Source organism: Muriicola sp. Z0-33 (genome assembly GCF_026126425.1).
Classification (GTDB): Bacteria; Bacteroidota; Bacteroidia; order Flavobacteriales; family Flavobacteriaceae; genus JAFMPW01.
Genome location: NZ_JAFMPW010000009.1, coordinates 12,384 through 29,994 on the forward strand (window position 1 = coordinate 12,384; position 17,611 = coordinate 29,994).

Consider the following 17,611-nt stretch of genomic DNA (forward strand, 5'->3'; position numbering starts at 1 on the left):
AACAGTAAACAATAAGCAATAAACAATAAGCTGTACCCAATATTTAACCCGGTCACCTAACACCTATGTATTTGAATTGCCACACATATTACAGCCTTCGTTACGGGACGCTCTCAGAGTTGGAACTCCTGCAATTGGCAAAGGAGAACCAGGTTACCCGCCTTGTCCTCACAGACATCAACAATACCTCTGCTGCCCTCAATTTTGTCCGTAAGGCTCCTGAATATGATATTACCCCTATTCTGGGGATCGATTTCAGAAATGGGGTGGCTCCCTGCTTTGTAGGGATCGCGAAAAACAATGAAGGGTACCAGGAATTGAACGCTTTTTTGTCTTATCACCTTCACGAGGAAAAGGAACTACCTTCCAGAGCCCCGTATTTTGAAAACGCCTATGTGGTATATCCGTTCGAGAATGTAGTAAAGTATGGGAGAACTAAATTTGAAAAACACGAATATATAGGGGTGTCCCTGGCCGATTTAAGAAGATTGCCTTTCTCCAGATTGAAAGAGAAGAAAGATAAATTAGTAGTGTTGCAGCCGGTTACTTTCAGAAACAAAAGGGATTTTAATGCTCATCGGCTTTTACGAGCTATAGACAACAATGTGTTGTTAAGCAAACTGCCGCCCGAAGAACAGGCGGAAGAAGGGGAAAAAATGTTTCCTGTTCAGAACCTTGCAATTGCCTTTTCTCAGTACCCGTTTATTCTGGAGAATACAGAACAACTTATCAACTCCTGTACGATACATTTCGATTTTTCAAAAAAAAGAAAGCCTCAGAACCTGCGCTCATATAATGCTACTATGGAGGAAGATGAGACCATGATAGAACGCTTGTGCCAAGAGGGAATGCCTTACAGATACCCCGAAGAAGGAGCACATATTTATGCCCGGCTTAAAAAGGAGCTCGATCTTATCAAAGAGAAAGGCTTTGTTTCCTACTTTCTCATCAATTGGGATATTGTGTCCTATGCCAGAAAGCAGGGGTTTTTCTATGTAGGACGGGGAAGTGGGGCCAACAGTATTGTAGCCTACCTGCTTAGGATCACTGATGTAGACCCCATAGAACTCGACCTTTATTTTGAACGCTTTATTAATTTGTACCGGGCCAATCCGCCCGACTTTGATATTGATTTCTCCTGGAAAGACCGCGAAGAGATGACCCGGTATATTTTTAATCGCTTTGATCATGTAGCACTCCTCGGCACCTATGTAACTTTTAAGGAAAGGGGAGTTATACGCGAATTGGGAAAAGTGTTTGGACTTCCAAAGGCTGAAATAGATGTCTTGTCTCAGGGTCATTACGAGCGTTCAAAACTGGATGAGGTTTCTCTACTGGTCTTAAAATATGGGCGACTCATAAAAAACATGCCCAATTACCTGAGTATTCATGCAGGAGGTATTTTGATCAGCCAGCACCCAATACATTATTTTTCGGCTACCCATCTGCCCCCCAAAGGTTTTGCTACCACCATGTTTGATATGGTCATTGCAGAGGATGTAGGCCTCTATAAATTTGACATCCTGGCGCAGCGGGGGCTGGCCAAAATTAAGGAAGCGTTACAGATTGCAATTCAAAACCAGCCCGAAACAGCAAAAGCTGTGGATATACACGACATCAAAAAATTTAAGAAAGATACCCGCATTAATCAGATGATAAAAACAGCCCAGTGTATGGGATGCTTTTATGTGGAATCGCCTGCCATGAGAATGCTACTGAAAAAGCTGGAGGTAGATAACTACCTGGGGCTGGTGGCAGCCAGCTCTATTATTCGCCCGGGAGTGGCCAAGAGCGGAATGATGCGGGAATATATTCTGAGGCATCGCAATAAGGGGAGGGCAGAAATGCAGGCCCATCCGGTAATGCTAGACATTATGCCCGATACTTATGGAGTAATGGTCTATCAGGAAGATGTAATTAAAGTAGCGCATTATTTTGCTGGTCTTACTCTGGGAGAAGCCGATGTGCTCAGAAGAGGAATGAGCGGAAAATTTCGCTCCCGGGAAGAATTCCAAAAGGTGCAGGAAAAGTTTATGGACAATTGCCGCAAAAAAGGCTATGATAAAAAACTCATAGACGAGATTTGGCATCAGGTGGCCAGCTTTGCAGGCTATGCTTTTGCCAAGGGGCATTCTGCTTCTTATGCAGTGGAAAGTTACCAAAGTCTTTTTTTGAGGGCCTATTATCCACTGGAATATATGGTAGCAGTACTTAATAATGGCGGCGGATTTTACAGGTCCGAATTTTATGTGCACGAGGCCCGTATGCTGGGCGCCACCATTTATGCCCCCTGTATCAACAAAAGTGTGGCGGTAAATTGTATAAGGGGAAAAGATATTTATCTGGGGTATTTGTATTTAAAAGAACTCGAGAGCAGGGTGATACAGCGTATCCTGAAAGAGAGGGAGCAAAACGGAGCGTTTTCTTCCCTCGAAGACTTCCTGGACCGGGTGCTGATCTCCATAGAACAAATAAGTATTCTGATCCGTATGAATGCCTTCCGGTTTACCGGGATAAACAAACACGAACTTCTATGGCAGGCACATCTGTTCCTTTCCAAAGGCAATAATATAGACCATCCTAAATTGTTTCCTCCAACCCATAAAGAATTTGAGATCCCTAAACTCAACACCACAAACCTCGAAATGGCCTTTACACAATTAGAATTATTGGGATTTGCCCTCTGCAGCCCCTTTGACCTCCTGGCAACAGCCCCGGCAAACACCAATGGGAGCAAGGACCTTGAAAAGTATTTGAATACATATATAGATATTTATGGCTACCTGGTTACCGTAAAAAACACCAGCACACATAATGGCAAACGCATGCACTTTGCCACTCTGGTAGATTGTTATGGGGAGGTGTTTGATACCGTTCTCTTTCCGCCGGTAGCCGCTAAGTATTTTTTTAGGGGAAAGGGTATTTACAGGTTTTATGGAAAGGTGGTGAGCGAGTTTGGTTTTCTAAGTATAGAAGTTATTAAAATGCAAAAGCAAGACCATATCCAGGACCCGCGATATGCGGATATGAAGACAAGTACAAAATTGTTACAACGAAAGGAGAAAAGCAATACAGCTTCAATAAGCAATAAGCAATAAGCAATAAACAATAAACAATTAACAATTAACAATTATCAATGGCAGGGTAATTACAATTGTTTTAATCTGATATTCCGATATTCTACTTTCATCGGGGGCCCCACATGTACCTGAAAGCCTAGAAAACCAGAGGACTTTCTGTTGAGACTATCATTGTCTATTACCTCACTCATCAAAACCCCATTCACATAATGCTGCAAATTATCGCCCCTGACAATTAAATGACATACATTCCAACCCTTATTTATTTTTGTTTTCAAGGAATCTATATCTCCCAGAGAAGCAATGATATCCCTACTTTGCCAGGCATTATTCTTAATATTTCCCCTTAACGAACCTGGGGCATCAGCATTAATTTGAGTAGAAATAGCCGCTCGCTCCCCCCGGTATGCCAGGGTAGTGCGTTTTCTCTCTTCATAATTCTGACCTGTATAACGATGCTGCCCATCTATATCTGCCTGATAGCCCCTTAAGGCAAAAGGAATAGTATCTAAACGCTCACTTCTATAATTGATGCCGCTGTTACCATTTTCTGAAATTCGGAATTCTAACTTGAGTTCAAAATTACTCGGTTGCCCCTCTTGCCAAATAATAAATGTATTGGTTTTCAGAAGTGTCTCCGGGGTGATTTCCCCTATCAACACGCCATTTTCTGCCCGCCAATACGTATCATCTCCATCCCAGCCTTTTAGCGATGAACCATCAAAAATCAACTCAAACTCATCCATGTTGGCCCCTGCATCTACAGCAGCCTCTTTCTTATCCTGACGCTTTTCCCCACAGGCCATTAGAAAAAAGATGAAGAGGATGCCAAATAAACTGATATGAAGGTTACGCTTTTTGTAATTCATGGCCATTTGTTTTTAGAACACCTTATAAAGGTTTCATTTTTAAGAATCAAAAGCAAATCAAATTTTTTAAATTTGAAAGAGTGCCTTCACAATTCGGATGCATCACAGAGATCTAACTTAAAATCAAAATTATGAATATAGCCATGTTAGGTTCTGGTTTTATAGCTCGTTTCTATGCAGAATCTTTGCATGGACAGCGAAGAAAAGACCGTATTGTTACGGTATATTCCAGAAACATTGATAATGCCAAACGATTTGCAGATGACTACGGATTAAGCTCCCATTATGATGATATGGAGGAAGCCATTAATAAGGACGAAGTAGATATAGTACTTATTTCACTTCCAAACCACCTTCACGAACCCGCAGTAGAAGCCTGTGCCAGGGCAAAGAAGCACGTCCTCTGTACCAAACCTTTGGGACGGACAGCCAAGGAGGCTAAGCATATGTTAGAGCTTGTGGAAGAGGCGGGGATATTTGGCGGTTACCTGGAGGATCTTTGTTATACCCCCAAATTTCTGAAATCAATGGAAAGTATCCGTCAGGGGAGTATTGGCAGGGTACTTTGGGCAAAATCCAGGGAAACCCATCCCGGGCCTCATAGCGATTGGTTTTGGGATAAGGAGCAATCCGGGGGTGGGGCAATTATTGATTTGGGTTGCCATTGTGTAGAGATTAGCCGGAATTTTATAGGGAAAAATATAAAACCACTTGAAGTAATGTGCTGGGCAGCAACTCAGGTACATCCCATTGATGCTGAAGACCACGCCATTGGTTTGGTGAAGTATGCCAATGGTGCTATTGGACAGTTTGAGGTCAGCTGGGCATTCAGGGGTGGGATGGACCTAAGGGATGAGGTTATGGGGACAGAAGGAACTATCTGGGTCAACAGTTTTTTGCGCACCGGTTTTGAAATGTTCAGCAGTGGTAAAGGCGATGGATATGTGGCCGAAAAAGCGGAAGTGAACAAAGGCTGGTTGTTTCCTGTTGGGGATGAAGCTCATGAATTGGGCTACCCGCATATGTTTACAGATATGTTTGAGGCCATTGAGGAAAACAGGGACCCTCTCGAAACCTTCTACGATGGTTACGTGGTTAATGCAATTCTGGACGCCGCTTATAAATCTGCCGAGACTAAGTTGTGGGAACCTGTTGTGCTCGAGATTTGGAGGGGAGACGATGAAACAGTGTATAACAAGGAGTATACTTCCTATGATGATGAATTTTATCTCATAAAGGAAGAAGTTTTGCCAAATGGGGATGCTAAACTCATATTAAAAAACAAAAAAACAGGGGAGCTGGTCCAAAAAACTACCTCCTAAGACTTAAGTTTATCTATGGTCTGATCTACTTCAGGATCTAGCCAATCAGATTCTGGCTCCTGATCGAACCCCGTCAGGGCTGCACTTTTAATTGCGTTGGGACCCACTTTTTTCAGGGGGGTATAACTAGCATGTTGACTTTCCTTATATGGACTATTGCGTGCAGCATTATAACAGCAAATTAGCGACCATCTTGGATGTTCAGATTTGTTTTGATCTGATCGATGTAAAATATTACAATCAAAAAACATAGCATCGCCGGGATCCATTTCGCAATACACCAAAGGAAATTTGGACTTGGCCACATTTACCTTTTCCATATCTGCTCCGGCCTGGTCTCCCGTCAAAGCATGGTCTACCCTGCCCATAGACTGAGAGCCTTTAAGTACCTGTAAACATCCATTTTCACGGGTAGCTTTGTCTACCGCAATAGTAACACTTGTAAGCAACGGCTGTAGCAAACCAAAGTTATACCAGTAACCGTAATCCTGATGCCAGGTCCAGGCCCCACCTACTTTTGCATCTTTTAGGATCATTTTTGAATGGTAATGATAAACCTCCCCCTGCAGTAATGCTTCAGCGATATTAACAAGACGCTCACTCCTTGCAAACATCCCATAAATAGTATTTCCCGGATGATTCCAAATAGAAAGCCGCACACTGCCTCCTTCACCATCGTCTCGCCCATAAGACCGCTTGTCTAATTCCCGATCTGCCAGGGCCGATTTTTTTAGCAAAGCTATTTCCTCGGCATCAAATAAATTTTTCAGCAGAAGGAAACCATCTTTTCTATAGGCGGCTATTTGTTTTTTATTCAACATGCTATATACATCTAATACTACCTTGAGATATTAAAAATACTAATTTAAATACGAAAATATTCTCCTAACCGACAGCCGGTTTAAGTTGTAGCATAGATGGTCAAACCCAGAATTTCCCTATTCTATTTAATATATTTTACTATTTTGTATGAGGTCTTGTAACCAGAGTTGAAACCAAAATTTATTCAGGGAGTAAATCAGTCATATAATAAAAGAAATGAGGATTATTAGTGTATGGACTCTAGTATTATTTATGAGCTTTTCGCAAGCCATAATAACAGATGAAGGCCTCAATTTCCCCGACAATAGGATTGATTTTAAGAACAAAAAAGATACACTTGTTTTAAACAGAACCCTTTACAAGGATAAATTAAAAGGTTTTTGGTTGGGCAGTTGTATTGCTAACTGGACAGGCCTGCCCACAGAGAACAAGCGAACAGATTTCCCCTTCTTTACCGATGCCGATTTTGGTAGCGGTAAGTATAACTATGTTTTGGATGAGGATCCCTGGGGTGCAGACGATGATACCGATATAGAATATGTCTACCAACATGCCATAGAGAAATTTGACAACCCCTTGTTGAGCGGACCGCAGATAAGTGCTGAATGGAAAGAACATATAAGCTTGCCATTGTTATGGGTTTCTAACCTGGCTGCCCTCGGGCAGATGCAGAATGGTGCAATTCCGCCTGCAACTTCATTACCAGAAAACAACCCAATGTGGGATATGATAGACGCCCAACTAACAACCGAGATTTTTGGAGCATTGGCCCCCGGACGGCCAGATTTTGCGCTCCAGATGGGACACCTACCTGTGCGGACAACTGCCTATCTGCACTCGGAATGGGCAGCTGAATTTTACATAATTATGTATGCGTTAGCTGCCAGGACCAATCCGGAGCAAAGTAGAAAGGAGCAAACCCAATGGATGGCTGCTCAGGCCCGAAAAAGAATCCCTGAGTGGTCTTATATAGCAGATATGTACGACTTTGTAAAACAGTCTTACGAGAATAACGACGATAAGGAAAATTGGGAAAAAACCAGGGATGAAGTTGCCCGCCGATACCAGCATACTGTCACCTCCGGCTATAATTATAAGTACCCCTGGGATGCGGGGATTAATTTTGCCGCTTCCATGGTTAGCCTGTTTTATGGAGAAGGGGATTATAAAAAAACCATCAGAATAGGAGTAATGTGCGGTTGGGATTCTGATAATCCTGCTGCCACCTGGGGGGGGTTATTGGGGCTGCTCTACGGACATGAAGAATTGGAAAACCACTTTGGCAAAACCAACTTTTCTGAAGATTACAATATTGCCAGGACCAGATACAAGATGCCAATACCATTAGATAATTTTACCGCTATGGCAGACCGGGGCCTATTAATAATTGATAAAATAGTTAAGGAACATTTAGAAGGAAAAATATCGGGAGATAATTGGTCAATTCCCCTGGGCGAATCTGAAATTGTAAAGGCAGGAGCGCAGGAAATTTTTGTACCATGGATAACGATTGAGGACAATGATCCGGCATGGGAGTATAATGGATTTAAATCCGAATACAATAATTGGAATGCTTCAGGGGCTTATTTGGCACGGGGTTATGCCAATTGCAGTGCTGAAATCACCTTTGTGGGGAAGGCAGTGCAATATTACGCGTATAGAAGTCCTAAGGGAGGAAACGTTAATATAATTCTGGATGGTATTCCCATGGGAACTTATAGTTTAGAAGACAATTCTAGCAGCCATGGCCAGTACTATGTAAAAATATTCGAGAAACTTAATCTTGACCCGGGAGCACATACCATTAAGATCATTGGAGACGCTACAGAAAAAGAGAAGACTATAGACATGCTTTCGATCATTCCTTAGTCTTAATATTCAACTTAACTTAAGGAATACAACCTTCTTGAAGAGATATACATTGTTGAGTTTCAAATAAAGCCAAACACACAAGATCCCTCTCGCCGTTCGGGATAAGTTCAACTTACAATTTTGATTTCGTCCAGAAGACTTTTCAAAATGGAGTTTCACTTAATTAAAAAAGAGCCCCGTCTTTACGATCAGGACTCTTTTACGAGAACACTATATGAAAATGAAAAAAATTATATAACTAACTATTTACAGGATAAAAATAGGTCACAAGACAGGAGGGGAAAAAGAAATGATGTGTAAGCCTCAAAAGATGTGGTGAAAATGTAAAATAGGCCGGAAAAGCACTATTTTTTATAAATAATAGAGGTTCCTTTGCTCGGAAACCCTTCAAAGGAGGTGAGCCTTAGGCCAAATTCTTCGTAGTAGACGGCTGAAATTGCCCGTATATAATCATCTACGACATCTTCATGCACCAGATTGATAGTGCATCCACCAAAGCCGCCTCCCATTTGCCTGGCTCCCAGTACTCCCGGGATTCCTTTGGAAAAGTTAACCAGGAAGTCAGATTCAGGACAACTGATCTCGTACAATTCACTAAGGCCAGAATGCCCGTCGTATAATATCTTACCCGCTGTTTTCAGGTCATTTTCCTTTAAGGCCTTGGTCATTGCCATCACCCTTTCATTTTCTTCAATGATAAACATACAGCGTTTGTAGATGGTATTATCCATTTCATCTTTTACTGTTTTGAGCATTTCCAATGTTGCATCTCTAAGTGTGCCGACAGTATCATATTTTTTCTTCAGGATGGCCACACCTTGTTCACACTCCATTTTTCTGGTATTGTATTCACTACTGGCAAGATTATGCGAAACATGGGTGTTTAAAAGCACAATTTTATAGGGCTCCAGGTTAATCGGGATATATTCGTGTTCCAGGGTGTTGCAATCCAGTAAAATTACATGGTCTTCCCTACTCATAACTGAGGCAAACTGGTCCATAATACCGCATTGAGTGCCTACAAAGGTATGCTCTGCTTTTTGTGAAAGGGCCACAATATCTGATTCAGATAGTCCAAGATTAAATAATTGGTTAAGGCCAAATGCCATTCCACATTCCAGGGCTGCTGAAGAACTAACACCAGATCCTAATGGAACCGTGCTTTCCAATGTACAATCAAAACCCCTTAGCTCATCTGTTAGTTTTTGTATTTCGTTAATTACCCCAAGTACATAATTTTCCCATTCCGTAATACTGCGAACTACTTTACGCAAGTCTATGGTAAGGCTCTTGTCGAAATCCTTGCTATATACTTTGCATATATGTTCGCTTTTATTTTTTCTAAACCTGAAGGTGATTTTTTTATTGATAGCCGTGGGCAGTACGTAACCCATGTTGTAGTCTGTATGCTCCCCGATGAGGTTAATGCGGCCAGGCGATTCTATAATAAGATCGGGGTCGAATGAATTCATGGTATAAATATCCATAATTGTTATTAATTACCCATGCTTTATCTGTCACAAAAAAGGATTCTTTTGTTTTCTTCAGAGACAAGGGGGTATTGTTGGCCTACTTTATTACATAAATTGTAAATTGAAATACCATAACCAACAATAAGCAGTATGACCCAGACCAGTACAGATGTTACCAAACGTCTTTTTTCATTAGATGTATTTCGAGGTCTGACCATGTTTTTTCTTGTTGCAGAAGCAGCAGATTTTCACCATAACTTTTATGAGTTTGTTAAGGACAGTGCTATTTGGTCTTCCATTGCTGAACAGTTGCATCATCACCCTTGGCACGGGCTAAGATTTTGGGATCTTATCCAACCCTTTTTTATGTTTATTGTCGGAGTAGCTATGCCCTTTTCGTTACGAAAGCGATTGGCGTCTGGAACCCGGAAGGCTGCTACACAACATATTTTAAAAAGGTGTTTCCTGCTTTTTGCATTTGGGGTGTTACTGCATTGTGTTAATAGTGGTGCCCTGGTTTGGGAGTTATGGAATGTCCTGGTGCAATTGGCATTCACTATTTTAATTGCCTATGCAATAATGAATTACTCTCATAAATCTCAAATCGCTTTTGCCGTAGGATTGCTGATACTCACCGAGATATTGTACAGAGTCTATAATCCTGCGGACCCCTTTAACCAGGGACAGAGTTTTGGTTCTTTTATGGACATGGTACTTATGGGTAAAGTGAATAGCGGATATTGGGTTACTATCAATTTTATTCCGACGGCTGCACATACAATTTGGGGGGTAGTTTGTGGACAGCTGTTACTTTCAAAAAAATCGGCCTCCGAAAAACTCAGCCCATTAGTGGTATACGGTGCTTTGCTTCTGGTGTTGGGTTATGGTTTAGACCTATTGGGCGTTACCCCTATAATTAAAAGGATCGCCACCACTTCTTTTACCCTGGCATCAGGAGGATGGGCTATATTGGTATTGGCGTTGTTCTATTGGTGGATAGATATTAAAGGGAATAATAGAAAATGGCTGCGTATATTCTCTGTGGTGGGCACCAATTCTATATTTATTTATCTGCTAGCCGAAACGGTGGGGGTTCAATGGTTCAGGGGCTTTGGCAAGATCTTTACAGAAGGGTTGCTTTCACCTATTGGCTTGCCCGATGGCCTTATCATGGTTATAAATTCACTATTTGTGCTCTTTATGTTCTGGTATATCACTTACTTTCTGGACAAGAAAAAAGTGTACTTTAAAGTTTAATGTTTTACCACTTTTATAAAGAAAAAACCGATGTCTTAGTACACCGGTTTTTGCTAAACTAACTCAAACTTAGGCTTTTGAAATCAGCCTTGTTGCAAAGGTCTTAAATAACTTTGTATTAAGTAGTTAAGTAATTGTCAAAGGTGTATTAAATAAATCCCAATATTTGGTTACGTATTTGATTACTTTGTCGCATCCGACTGACAAGAACTTTTTATTCCCTGACCTTGCCACATATGGGATTTTGAAATTGAATTATTATTTTGAAATACCCAAAGCTTCCTTAGGGTTTTCAACAAAAATCAAATCGATCTGTTCCTTACTAAATCCCTGTTCGTAGAGCCTTTTAAGTAAAATTTCTGAAATGGTATTGTAAGGGGTACTGTTCCCGTTTTCAAAAGGTTTTAAAGTCAAATCACCTTCTGTGTATTCCACGGACCAGCCATCGTCATGGGATAGCAAAAGCCTCGATAACAGAGATTTATCGTGTAAGGCAACTATCATGTTGAGGTATTCTTCTATCCGGGTTTCGCTTACTCCATCAAGGCTGATCCATATACCTTCTCTGGCCATCTCAATACGCTCTTCATTTTTTCCATTCTGGGCATGTACCCAAATGAGTTTGTTTAAATCAAAATTGTTCTTTTTCGCTAACCGATACTGGGATTTGATACTTATTCCGTCGCCTGTATGTACAGCCAGGGCCATTCCTGTAGTTGAACCCAATAGCAGCCCGGCCTTGAATATTTTTTGCTCAATACTGTCCAGTTCTCCCTTTCCAACTCCAAGTTTTATAAAACCTGGTCTGATTCCGGTAGCTGAAATCCCTTGTTCCCATTCTTTTAGCCAAGTAGCCGCAATAGATTGGGGGCTTAAACTATAAACGCTTTCCGGAAGGTATTTTTTGTCTACCGCTGCATAGTATCCTGTATTGGTGATAATGTTGATTCCGGAACGTTCCGATAGTTGCTGTAATAGTTCCACGTTCTTACCTATATGGCTTGGAGTACATTCTACAAGGGTAGTATACCCTAAAGTCTTCAGATTGTTGAGGTGGGGTAAAATTAAATTAATCGCTTTTTCCTGGTCTTTGAATGGCTGGTTGGGGTTCCTCGTACCTTCAAAATTTGTAACAATATGTTCATGTACCAGGGTTTTGCCCATTTCTTCAACCGCCAGTTTTCCTTTGACGGTCATGATATAGTTGCTGTCTTGCCCATATAGGAATTGACAAAAACAACCCATATAGAACAGTAGGATGGTTATACGACTGGGAATGAATTTCATTTTAAGGTGATGTTACTTCTCCTGGTTTATTAATGACAAGGACAAGATAACAATTAAAGTCCTGAAATAAGATCTTCTTAGGACTGCATTAGTTGTTCAAGGTGTTCACTATCAATAACATATTCGGTGATCTTAAAGACCTCTTTTCGGTTTTTCCTAAACGATTTTACAAAATCTGACATTTCTTCTTCAAGATGCTCATGTTCTGTTTTAATGATACCGGCATCTTTATGATTAGGGTCTTCAACTAAACGCCCCAATTGAATTACATGTTTTTTAACCTTTTCCAGTAAATCTTTATTTGTTTTGTTCAATTCGTACAATTCCTTTTTGATCTCCCTCACCAAGCTAAGATTTTCGGACTTTGTAATCCACATAAAATACTTGTCTACCAGATGATGCAAGAAAATGAGGTCGTCACTATAAAATTCAAGATCCGATTTCCAATGTCCGGTTAATACATAGAGTTCATCCCAGGGGCCATTCTCTAGCGCATTGGGTTGCTGGGTATATTTTGTATCGTTCATAATAAATATTTCAAAAGTTACAGCTATAAATTTAGTGAAGGCATCAGTCAATCAATATGATAAAAGTCATCTATAAAAACCTAGTGGATGACCAAGATCATTCTTTGTCCCTGGGGGATTGTATAGTTTCGTATAAATAACTTAATACCTCCACAATGAAAACGATTCTCTATGCTACCGACTATTCAAAAAACTCGGTTTCTGCCCTTAAGTTATCGTATTTGCTTGCCAAAAAATTTGATGCCATGTTACTTCTATTGCATGTTTTCGATACGCCCCCTTCACTGGCCAGCTCTGTTTCCATAAGCCATTCAAAGAAGAAGAAAGAACTTTTCATTGAGAATCTTGCAAAGTTGAAGGCCTTCTGTATGGAACACCTTGGGGATGATATGCAGGATGTGGATTGCCATTTAGTGGTGGAAGAAAATGCATCTTCCTGGAGCGGTATTCTTGAAAAGGCTACCCAAACCCGTGCTGATTTAATTGTGGTAGGCGCCACTGGGGCCGGTCAGTTAAAAGAATTACTAATGGGGAGCACTACAAAAGCGCTTTTCCGCAAATCCGCTTGTGCTGTATTAGCAATTCCGGCCGATTGCGATTCGTTGAAATTCAAAACTATGGTGTATGCAAGCGATTTTGAACAGGCAGATATTTTTGCTCTAAGAAGTCTGGTAAGCATGGCTAGAAAGTTTGATGCTCAGATCAGGGTAGTGCATATTGCACCAATAAATGAGTACAAAGGAGAACAACAAATGGAGTGGTTTAAGAACATGGTAAATCAAAAAGTACAATATGAAAAGATAAGTTATGATCAGCTTATCAGTGATAGTCTTACAGGGGCTTTAAATGGATTCTTAGAGGATTCAGGTGCAGATCTGCTGGCAATGTTAGAACGGCAGGAGAAGGGTGCTGTAAGTAATCTATTCCATAAAGACACTGTACTGAAAATGGAAAATCGGATCGATATTCCATTAATAAGTTATAACGTAGGAGGGCTATAGCTGTATTAGTTAGCCGGGACCATAGCGTACCCTTTTTATAATAAGAACAAAAAAGAGTTGAACTATGATAGTACAAGATGAATTACGTAAAAATGTTTCCATAAAAGTGGACGGGGCTATCTTAAAAGGACATCTGGCTATTCCAAAAAATCCGGCCGGACTGGTCATTTTTTCACATGGTAGTGGTAGTAGTCGTTTAAGCCCCAGGAATAATTATGTGGCCGAAGTTTTGCAGAAGAAAGGTATGGCCACTTTGCTTTTTGATCTTCTCACTGAAGATGAAGACCGCAACTACGATAAACGATTCGATATTAATTTGCTTACAACGCGCCTTATAGCTGTTACCCTATGGGTGCAACAACAAGAAGATACAGAGAAATTAGCTGTGGGGTATTTTGGTGCAAGTACGGGAGCAGCATCTGCCCTGCGGGCAGCAGCATTTTATGGCAAAGATATCAAAGCGGTTGTTTCCAGAGGCGGCCGACCAGATCTTGCCTATGACGAACTTTATAAAGTGATTGCCCCCACCTTATTAATTGTAGGTGGCAGGGATGATGTCGTCATTGAGCTAAATGAAACAGCCTATCGAAAATTATCAGCTACGCGAAAGCTCGAAATTATTCCCGGTGCCACCCATTTGTTTGCAGAACCTGGGAAACTGCAGGAAGTTGCTCAGATTTCAGCGGATTGGTTCAGCAACCATTTTCTAAACAAAAAAATTGAAACAAATGTTTGATAATAGGATTGACGCCGGCACACAATTGGCAGAAAAACTGCTAAAATACAAAGGACAAAATGTAGTTGTTCTTGCAGTTCCAAGAGGAGGATTACCTCTTGGAGCTATCGTGGCAAGGGCATTGGAGGCTCCACTAGATGTGGCCCTGACTAAAAAGATAGGCCACCCGTATCACAAGGAGTATGCCATTGGAGCGGTGAGCCTTGAAGATGTCTTACTTACAGATGCCCTTGGGGTTACACAGGGTTATATAGACGAAGAAGTTTCTCGGGTCAGAAAAAACCTGAAACGACGCCATAATCAGTATTACAGCAACCGACAGCCCGAAAATCTTCAGAATAAAACGGTAATTATCGTGGATGATGGCATCGCCACTGGCAACACACTTTTGGCGACTATAGAGCTGGTTGCTAAACAAAAGCCGACTAAAATAATTATAGCCATTCCTGTGGCCCCGGAATCGAGTTTGAGCAAAATTGAAAAAAATCAAAAAGTTGATGCAACCATTTGTCTTCTTGTTCCATTTAATTTTCGAGCAGTAGGTCAGTTTTATAAGGAATTTTATCAGGTTTCTGATCAGGAAGCAATTAGAATTCTGGAAGAGACAAATGCACCAAACACGCCTAGCCTGTAATTGCCATTAAGGATCTGAGCTTTGTAGCTTGTATGGAAATGGTTCAGAGAGTATCTTCGTTTTAAAGGGTATCATGAATAGCACCAAAAGATGATTTGTGCCGTTTAATAGGTTACATTCTGAAACTAAAAACCGATTCATTAAGAACATGCCGGAGGTAACCAACTACCTGGAATCATTCTATTCCAATTATTTAATGCCTGAATAGGGCTGACAAACTTCAAGTTTAAATAACTTGTCACAATTTTGATTGTCCCCGATTTTTATTTCTTCAAAATAGCAATAGGTTCAGCATCCAAATCGTCCTGTAAACCTAGAAGATTCAAAATTGTCGGGGCAATTTGATTACTGTAGAGTTGTTCCTTACTATTTACCTCACCCAGCGGTGCTACTTCATTTCCAAAGCAAAGGAACCAAACTTGTCCTGCATCTACAACCTTGTTACCATGGTGTTGCCAATTCTCCAGGGGATCTGTACCCCGGCCATGATCTGTGGTTATTATAAATAGAGTGTTGACTTTGTAATAGTCATCTTGCTTTGTAAACTCCCATAGGTCTTTAATCAGGCCATCGGTATTTCGTGCTGCTTTTAAATAGGCATCATAGTGTCCCTCATGTGCAAAATCGTCTGTTTCTCCATAAGCGATATAAATGAAGTCCGGATGGTTTTTTTGCATAAACTCTTTAGCGTAATGATGAGTAAAGGCATCTAATCTTACGGTACTCCAGGGGCTGGGCACCTGCGGTTGTAATTCATTCAGGAATACTTCACGAGGACTTAAATTTGAAGATGTGGCAATTTCAAATCCGGCATTCACGGGAACACCAGAGCGCTCTTCATTAATGATAAATGGAAAGACATCCCAACTACCGAAAGCCGCCACTTTGCCTTTAAATCTCGCATCCTTATTAGCAATTTCCAATATGGTACGGTTGGGGTTCGGCAGCTTATCATTACTTGTAATACGCTGGTCATCGGCAGTGCCTGATAGAATTTCGTTATACCCCGGATAGCTAAACCACAGGGTGTTGGTGAGATTTACTTTACTTCCCAGGTTTCGATTTCCATGTAACTGGCCCATATTCGGAACTTCTGTCCATAGAAAAGGCAGTAGTGCCTGCCGTCGTTCTTTGGCCGAATTTCGCCAGAAATTTTTCTTCAACCCAACGGTGTCTTTGACGTATTTTTCGTTGGCTACCAGCAGGGGATCAGCTCCCGAAAATAACTCTTGCCAGCGGAGGCCATCCAAAGTAATTAAAACAATTTTTGGGCTTGTATTTTCCTGGGCAAGAGCAGCGGGGACATTTATTAAAAGAAGGAATGCTAAAAGGAGAAAGGTTATTGGTCTCATTATATATTGAACTAACTGTTGTTTGATGAACAAGATATGGAATTCTCCAATTGTAGACTTAACAGTAGGGCCTGGTTATTATTACCAGGCCTTTAAACTGATGCTAATATGGCGGGAACTTCAGAAATTATTGTTCCAATCAATCTTCCCTGGTGGCCGTCCATACGGCAAGGAAATCACGGTCTATGGCATGGGTGGTTCCATACAACACGCCGTTCTTATAATAAAATGAGGTATTGTATTCTCCAGAATTATCCCCGGAAATCAGCGCTCCATAAACCACCCCTGTTTGGGTATTAATGCGCCCTTCGCGCATTTTGACACCATCCCTGTAGAAGAAGCCATTTATGCGGCCACCATCTATGTCTGTAATTTCCATTTTTGCAAAGTTGTTGTCCGTTTTGTTTTCCGGACTCATATCAAGTTTCCAGCTTCCCTTAAGCGCTTTTAAATCTGCAGTTGTATCCGCTTGTGCGCTAATGAGGTTGCATACTAGTAAAATGAGTACTAAAGTGAACGAATGTAATGTTTTCATGATTTCTGTTTTATATTAATTGGCCCAAACATATAGCGCAGAAGCATGAAAATCGATTCAATTGGGGAATTGACACCTATTTTATAGAATGGGTTGGGATCGTTTGGCGAATTGGTGGAGAGTTTATTGAAAAGCGGCATTGTTAAACCGTGCCATAGTGCTATCCTTTCATTCTGCGGTAAGTTTCAATATGCCATGGAAAGGCCAGAGTATGCGAAACCCTTTCATAGCCCTGTTCGTGAAAAACTTCTCTGATCTTATTTACAGGGTGGACATAGGGTCTGAATGAATTGCTTTTAAACTTTATCAATAGAGCACCAAACCAGGAGACAATTTTGGAAATAATGCCATCGATGGGATAGCTCAATGCAATATGTGTTTTAGCCTTTTTACAAGATACTTCTATTATTTGCTTATAATCGGGATAGCAGCAAACCACTTTATCAAGGGTAATATAATCTGGGCGGTCCACTTGGGTATGTACAACCGTGTAATCACCAAGTACGAAATTGGTTTTCTCGCCCCAGGCGTTTTTAATGGCATGTTCTTCCGCTTGTTGTAAATAACCCGATGAGGCATCAATAGCTGTGGATTGGGATCCGCCCTGTTGAAGGAACCACCATTGCAAGGCACCAATACCACCTCCCACATCAATCAATGACTTACCTTCGATAGTATTATTGGTCAATTGTCGTATAATTTTTGCTGTTACCCTCGAGGGGCCTTTTTTTAAATATTGGCGATATTGTTTTTTTGCTGTTTTCTTATCAAAAAACACATCGGCCCCACAACAATGATCCTGAATTGAGGTCATAAAATTGGTTTCAAAGTGACACTATCAATTT

The 17,611-nt window shown here is 41.0% G+C and carries 15 protein-coding genes; 7 read left to right on the forward strand and 8 right to left on the reverse strand.

Annotation, left to right across the window (positions count from 1 at the left end; genetic code table 11):
• Positions 1-65: 65 nt before the first annotated feature.
• Complete coding sequence (locus tag J1G40_RS12845) at positions 66-3,098, forward strand: DNA polymerase III subunit alpha (RefSeq protein ID WP_265243050.1); 3,033 nt, start codon at positions 66-68, stop codon at positions 3,096-3,098.
• 50 nt (positions 3,099-3,148) lie between these two features.
• Here J1G40_RS12845 and J1G40_RS12850 read toward each other — a convergent pair whose 3' ends face one another.
• On the reverse strand, positions 3,149-3,949 hold the full coding sequence (locus J1G40_RS12850; protein WP_265243051.1) for a DUF1080 domain-containing protein: 801 nt from the start codon (positions 3,947-3,949) through the stop codon (positions 3,149-3,151).
• Between the two features lie 131 nt (positions 3,950-4,080).
• Here J1G40_RS12850 and J1G40_RS12855 point away from each other — a divergent pair, with 131 nt between their 5' ends.
• Positions 4,081-5,271, forward strand: a complete 1,191-nt coding sequence (locus J1G40_RS12855) for a Gfo/Idh/MocA family protein (RefSeq protein WP_265243052.1) — start codon at positions 4,081-4,083, stop codon at positions 5,269-5,271.
• On the opposite strand, the gene J1G40_RS12860 is transcribed toward J1G40_RS12855, so the two are convergent.
• The gene (locus J1G40_RS12860; protein WP_265243053.1) at positions 5,268-6,092 is read right to left on the reverse strand and encodes a phytanoyl-CoA dioxygenase family protein; all 825 of its coding nucleotides are present in this window, start codon (positions 6,090-6,092) and stop codon (positions 5,268-5,270) included. The genes J1G40_RS12855 and J1G40_RS12860 overlap by 4 nt on opposite strands.
• Positions 6,093-6,345: 253 nt before the next feature.
• On the opposite strand from J1G40_RS12860, the gene J1G40_RS12865 reads away from it, so the two are divergent.
• Entirely contained in the window at positions 6,346-7,962 is a 1,617-nt protein-coding gene (locus J1G40_RS12865; RefSeq protein ID WP_265243054.1) for an ADP-ribosylglycohydrolase family protein, read from the forward strand.
• 347 nt (positions 7,963-8,309) lie between these two features.
• On the opposite strand, the gene galK is transcribed toward J1G40_RS12865, so the two are convergent.
• On the reverse strand, positions 8,310-9,452 hold the full coding sequence (gene galK / locus J1G40_RS12870) for a galactokinase (RefSeq protein ID WP_265243055.1): 1,143 nt from the start codon (positions 9,450-9,452) through the stop codon (positions 8,310-8,312).
• A gap of 135 nt (positions 9,453-9,587) precedes the next feature.
• Between galK and J1G40_RS12875 the strand changes: the two genes are divergently transcribed.
• Positions 9,588-10,694, forward strand: a complete 1,107-nt coding sequence (locus J1G40_RS12875; RefSeq protein WP_265243056.1) for an acyltransferase family protein — start codon at positions 9,588-9,590, stop codon at positions 10,692-10,694.
• Between the two features lie 258 nt (positions 10,695-10,952).
• Here the strand turns inward: J1G40_RS12875 and J1G40_RS12880 are convergent, their stop codons facing one another.
• The gene (locus J1G40_RS12880; RefSeq protein ID WP_265243057.1) at positions 10,953-11,981 is read right to left on the reverse strand and encodes a hypothetical protein; all 1,029 of its coding nucleotides are present in this window, start codon (positions 11,979-11,981) and stop codon (positions 10,953-10,955) included.
• A gap of 77 nt (positions 11,982-12,058) precedes the next feature.
• The gene (locus J1G40_RS12885) at positions 12,059-12,508 is read right to left on the reverse strand and encodes a hypothetical protein (protein WP_265243058.1); all 450 of its coding nucleotides are present in this window, start codon (positions 12,506-12,508) and stop codon (positions 12,059-12,061) included.
• Positions 12,509-12,663: 155 nt separating this feature from the next.
• Between J1G40_RS12885 and J1G40_RS12890 the strand changes: the two genes are divergently transcribed.
• From J1G40_RS12890 to J1G40_RS12900, 3 genes are all read left to right on the forward strand, one after another.
• Positions 12,664-13,509, forward strand: a complete 846-nt coding sequence (locus J1G40_RS12890) for a universal stress protein (RefSeq protein ID WP_265243059.1) — start codon at positions 12,664-12,666, stop codon at positions 13,507-13,509.
• Positions 13,510-13,573: 64 nt separating this feature from the next.
• The gene (locus J1G40_RS12895) at positions 13,574-14,245 is read left to right on the forward strand and encodes a dienelactone hydrolase family protein (RefSeq protein WP_265243060.1); all 672 of its coding nucleotides are present in this window, start codon (positions 13,574-13,576) and stop codon (positions 14,243-14,245) included.
• Positions 14,238-14,879, forward strand: a complete 642-nt coding sequence (locus J1G40_RS12900) for a phosphoribosyltransferase (protein WP_265243061.1) — start codon at positions 14,238-14,240, stop codon at positions 14,877-14,879. Before J1G40_RS12895 ends, J1G40_RS12900 begins: the two co-directional genes overlap by 8 nt.
• A 263-nt stretch (positions 14,880-15,142) precedes the next feature.
• Here J1G40_RS12900 and J1G40_RS12905 read toward each other — a convergent pair whose 3' ends face one another.
• From J1G40_RS12905 to J1G40_RS12915, 3 genes are all read right to left on the reverse strand, one after another.
• Positions 15,143-16,231, reverse strand: a complete 1,089-nt coding sequence (locus tag J1G40_RS12905) for an alkaline phosphatase family protein (RefSeq protein ID WP_265243062.1) — start codon at positions 16,229-16,231, stop codon at positions 15,143-15,145.
• A gap of 139 nt (positions 16,232-16,370) precedes the next feature.
• A complete protein-coding gene (locus J1G40_RS12910; RefSeq protein WP_265243063.1) occupies positions 16,371-16,766 on the reverse strand; it encodes a hypothetical protein in 396 nt (131 codons plus the stop codon).
• A 160-nt stretch (positions 16,767-16,926) separates the two neighbouring features.
• The gene (locus J1G40_RS12915; RefSeq protein ID WP_265243064.1) at positions 16,927-17,580 is read right to left on the reverse strand and encodes a class I SAM-dependent methyltransferase; all 654 of its coding nucleotides are present in this window, start codon (positions 17,578-17,580) and stop codon (positions 16,927-16,929) included.
• Positions 17,581-17,611 lie beyond the last annotated feature (31 nt).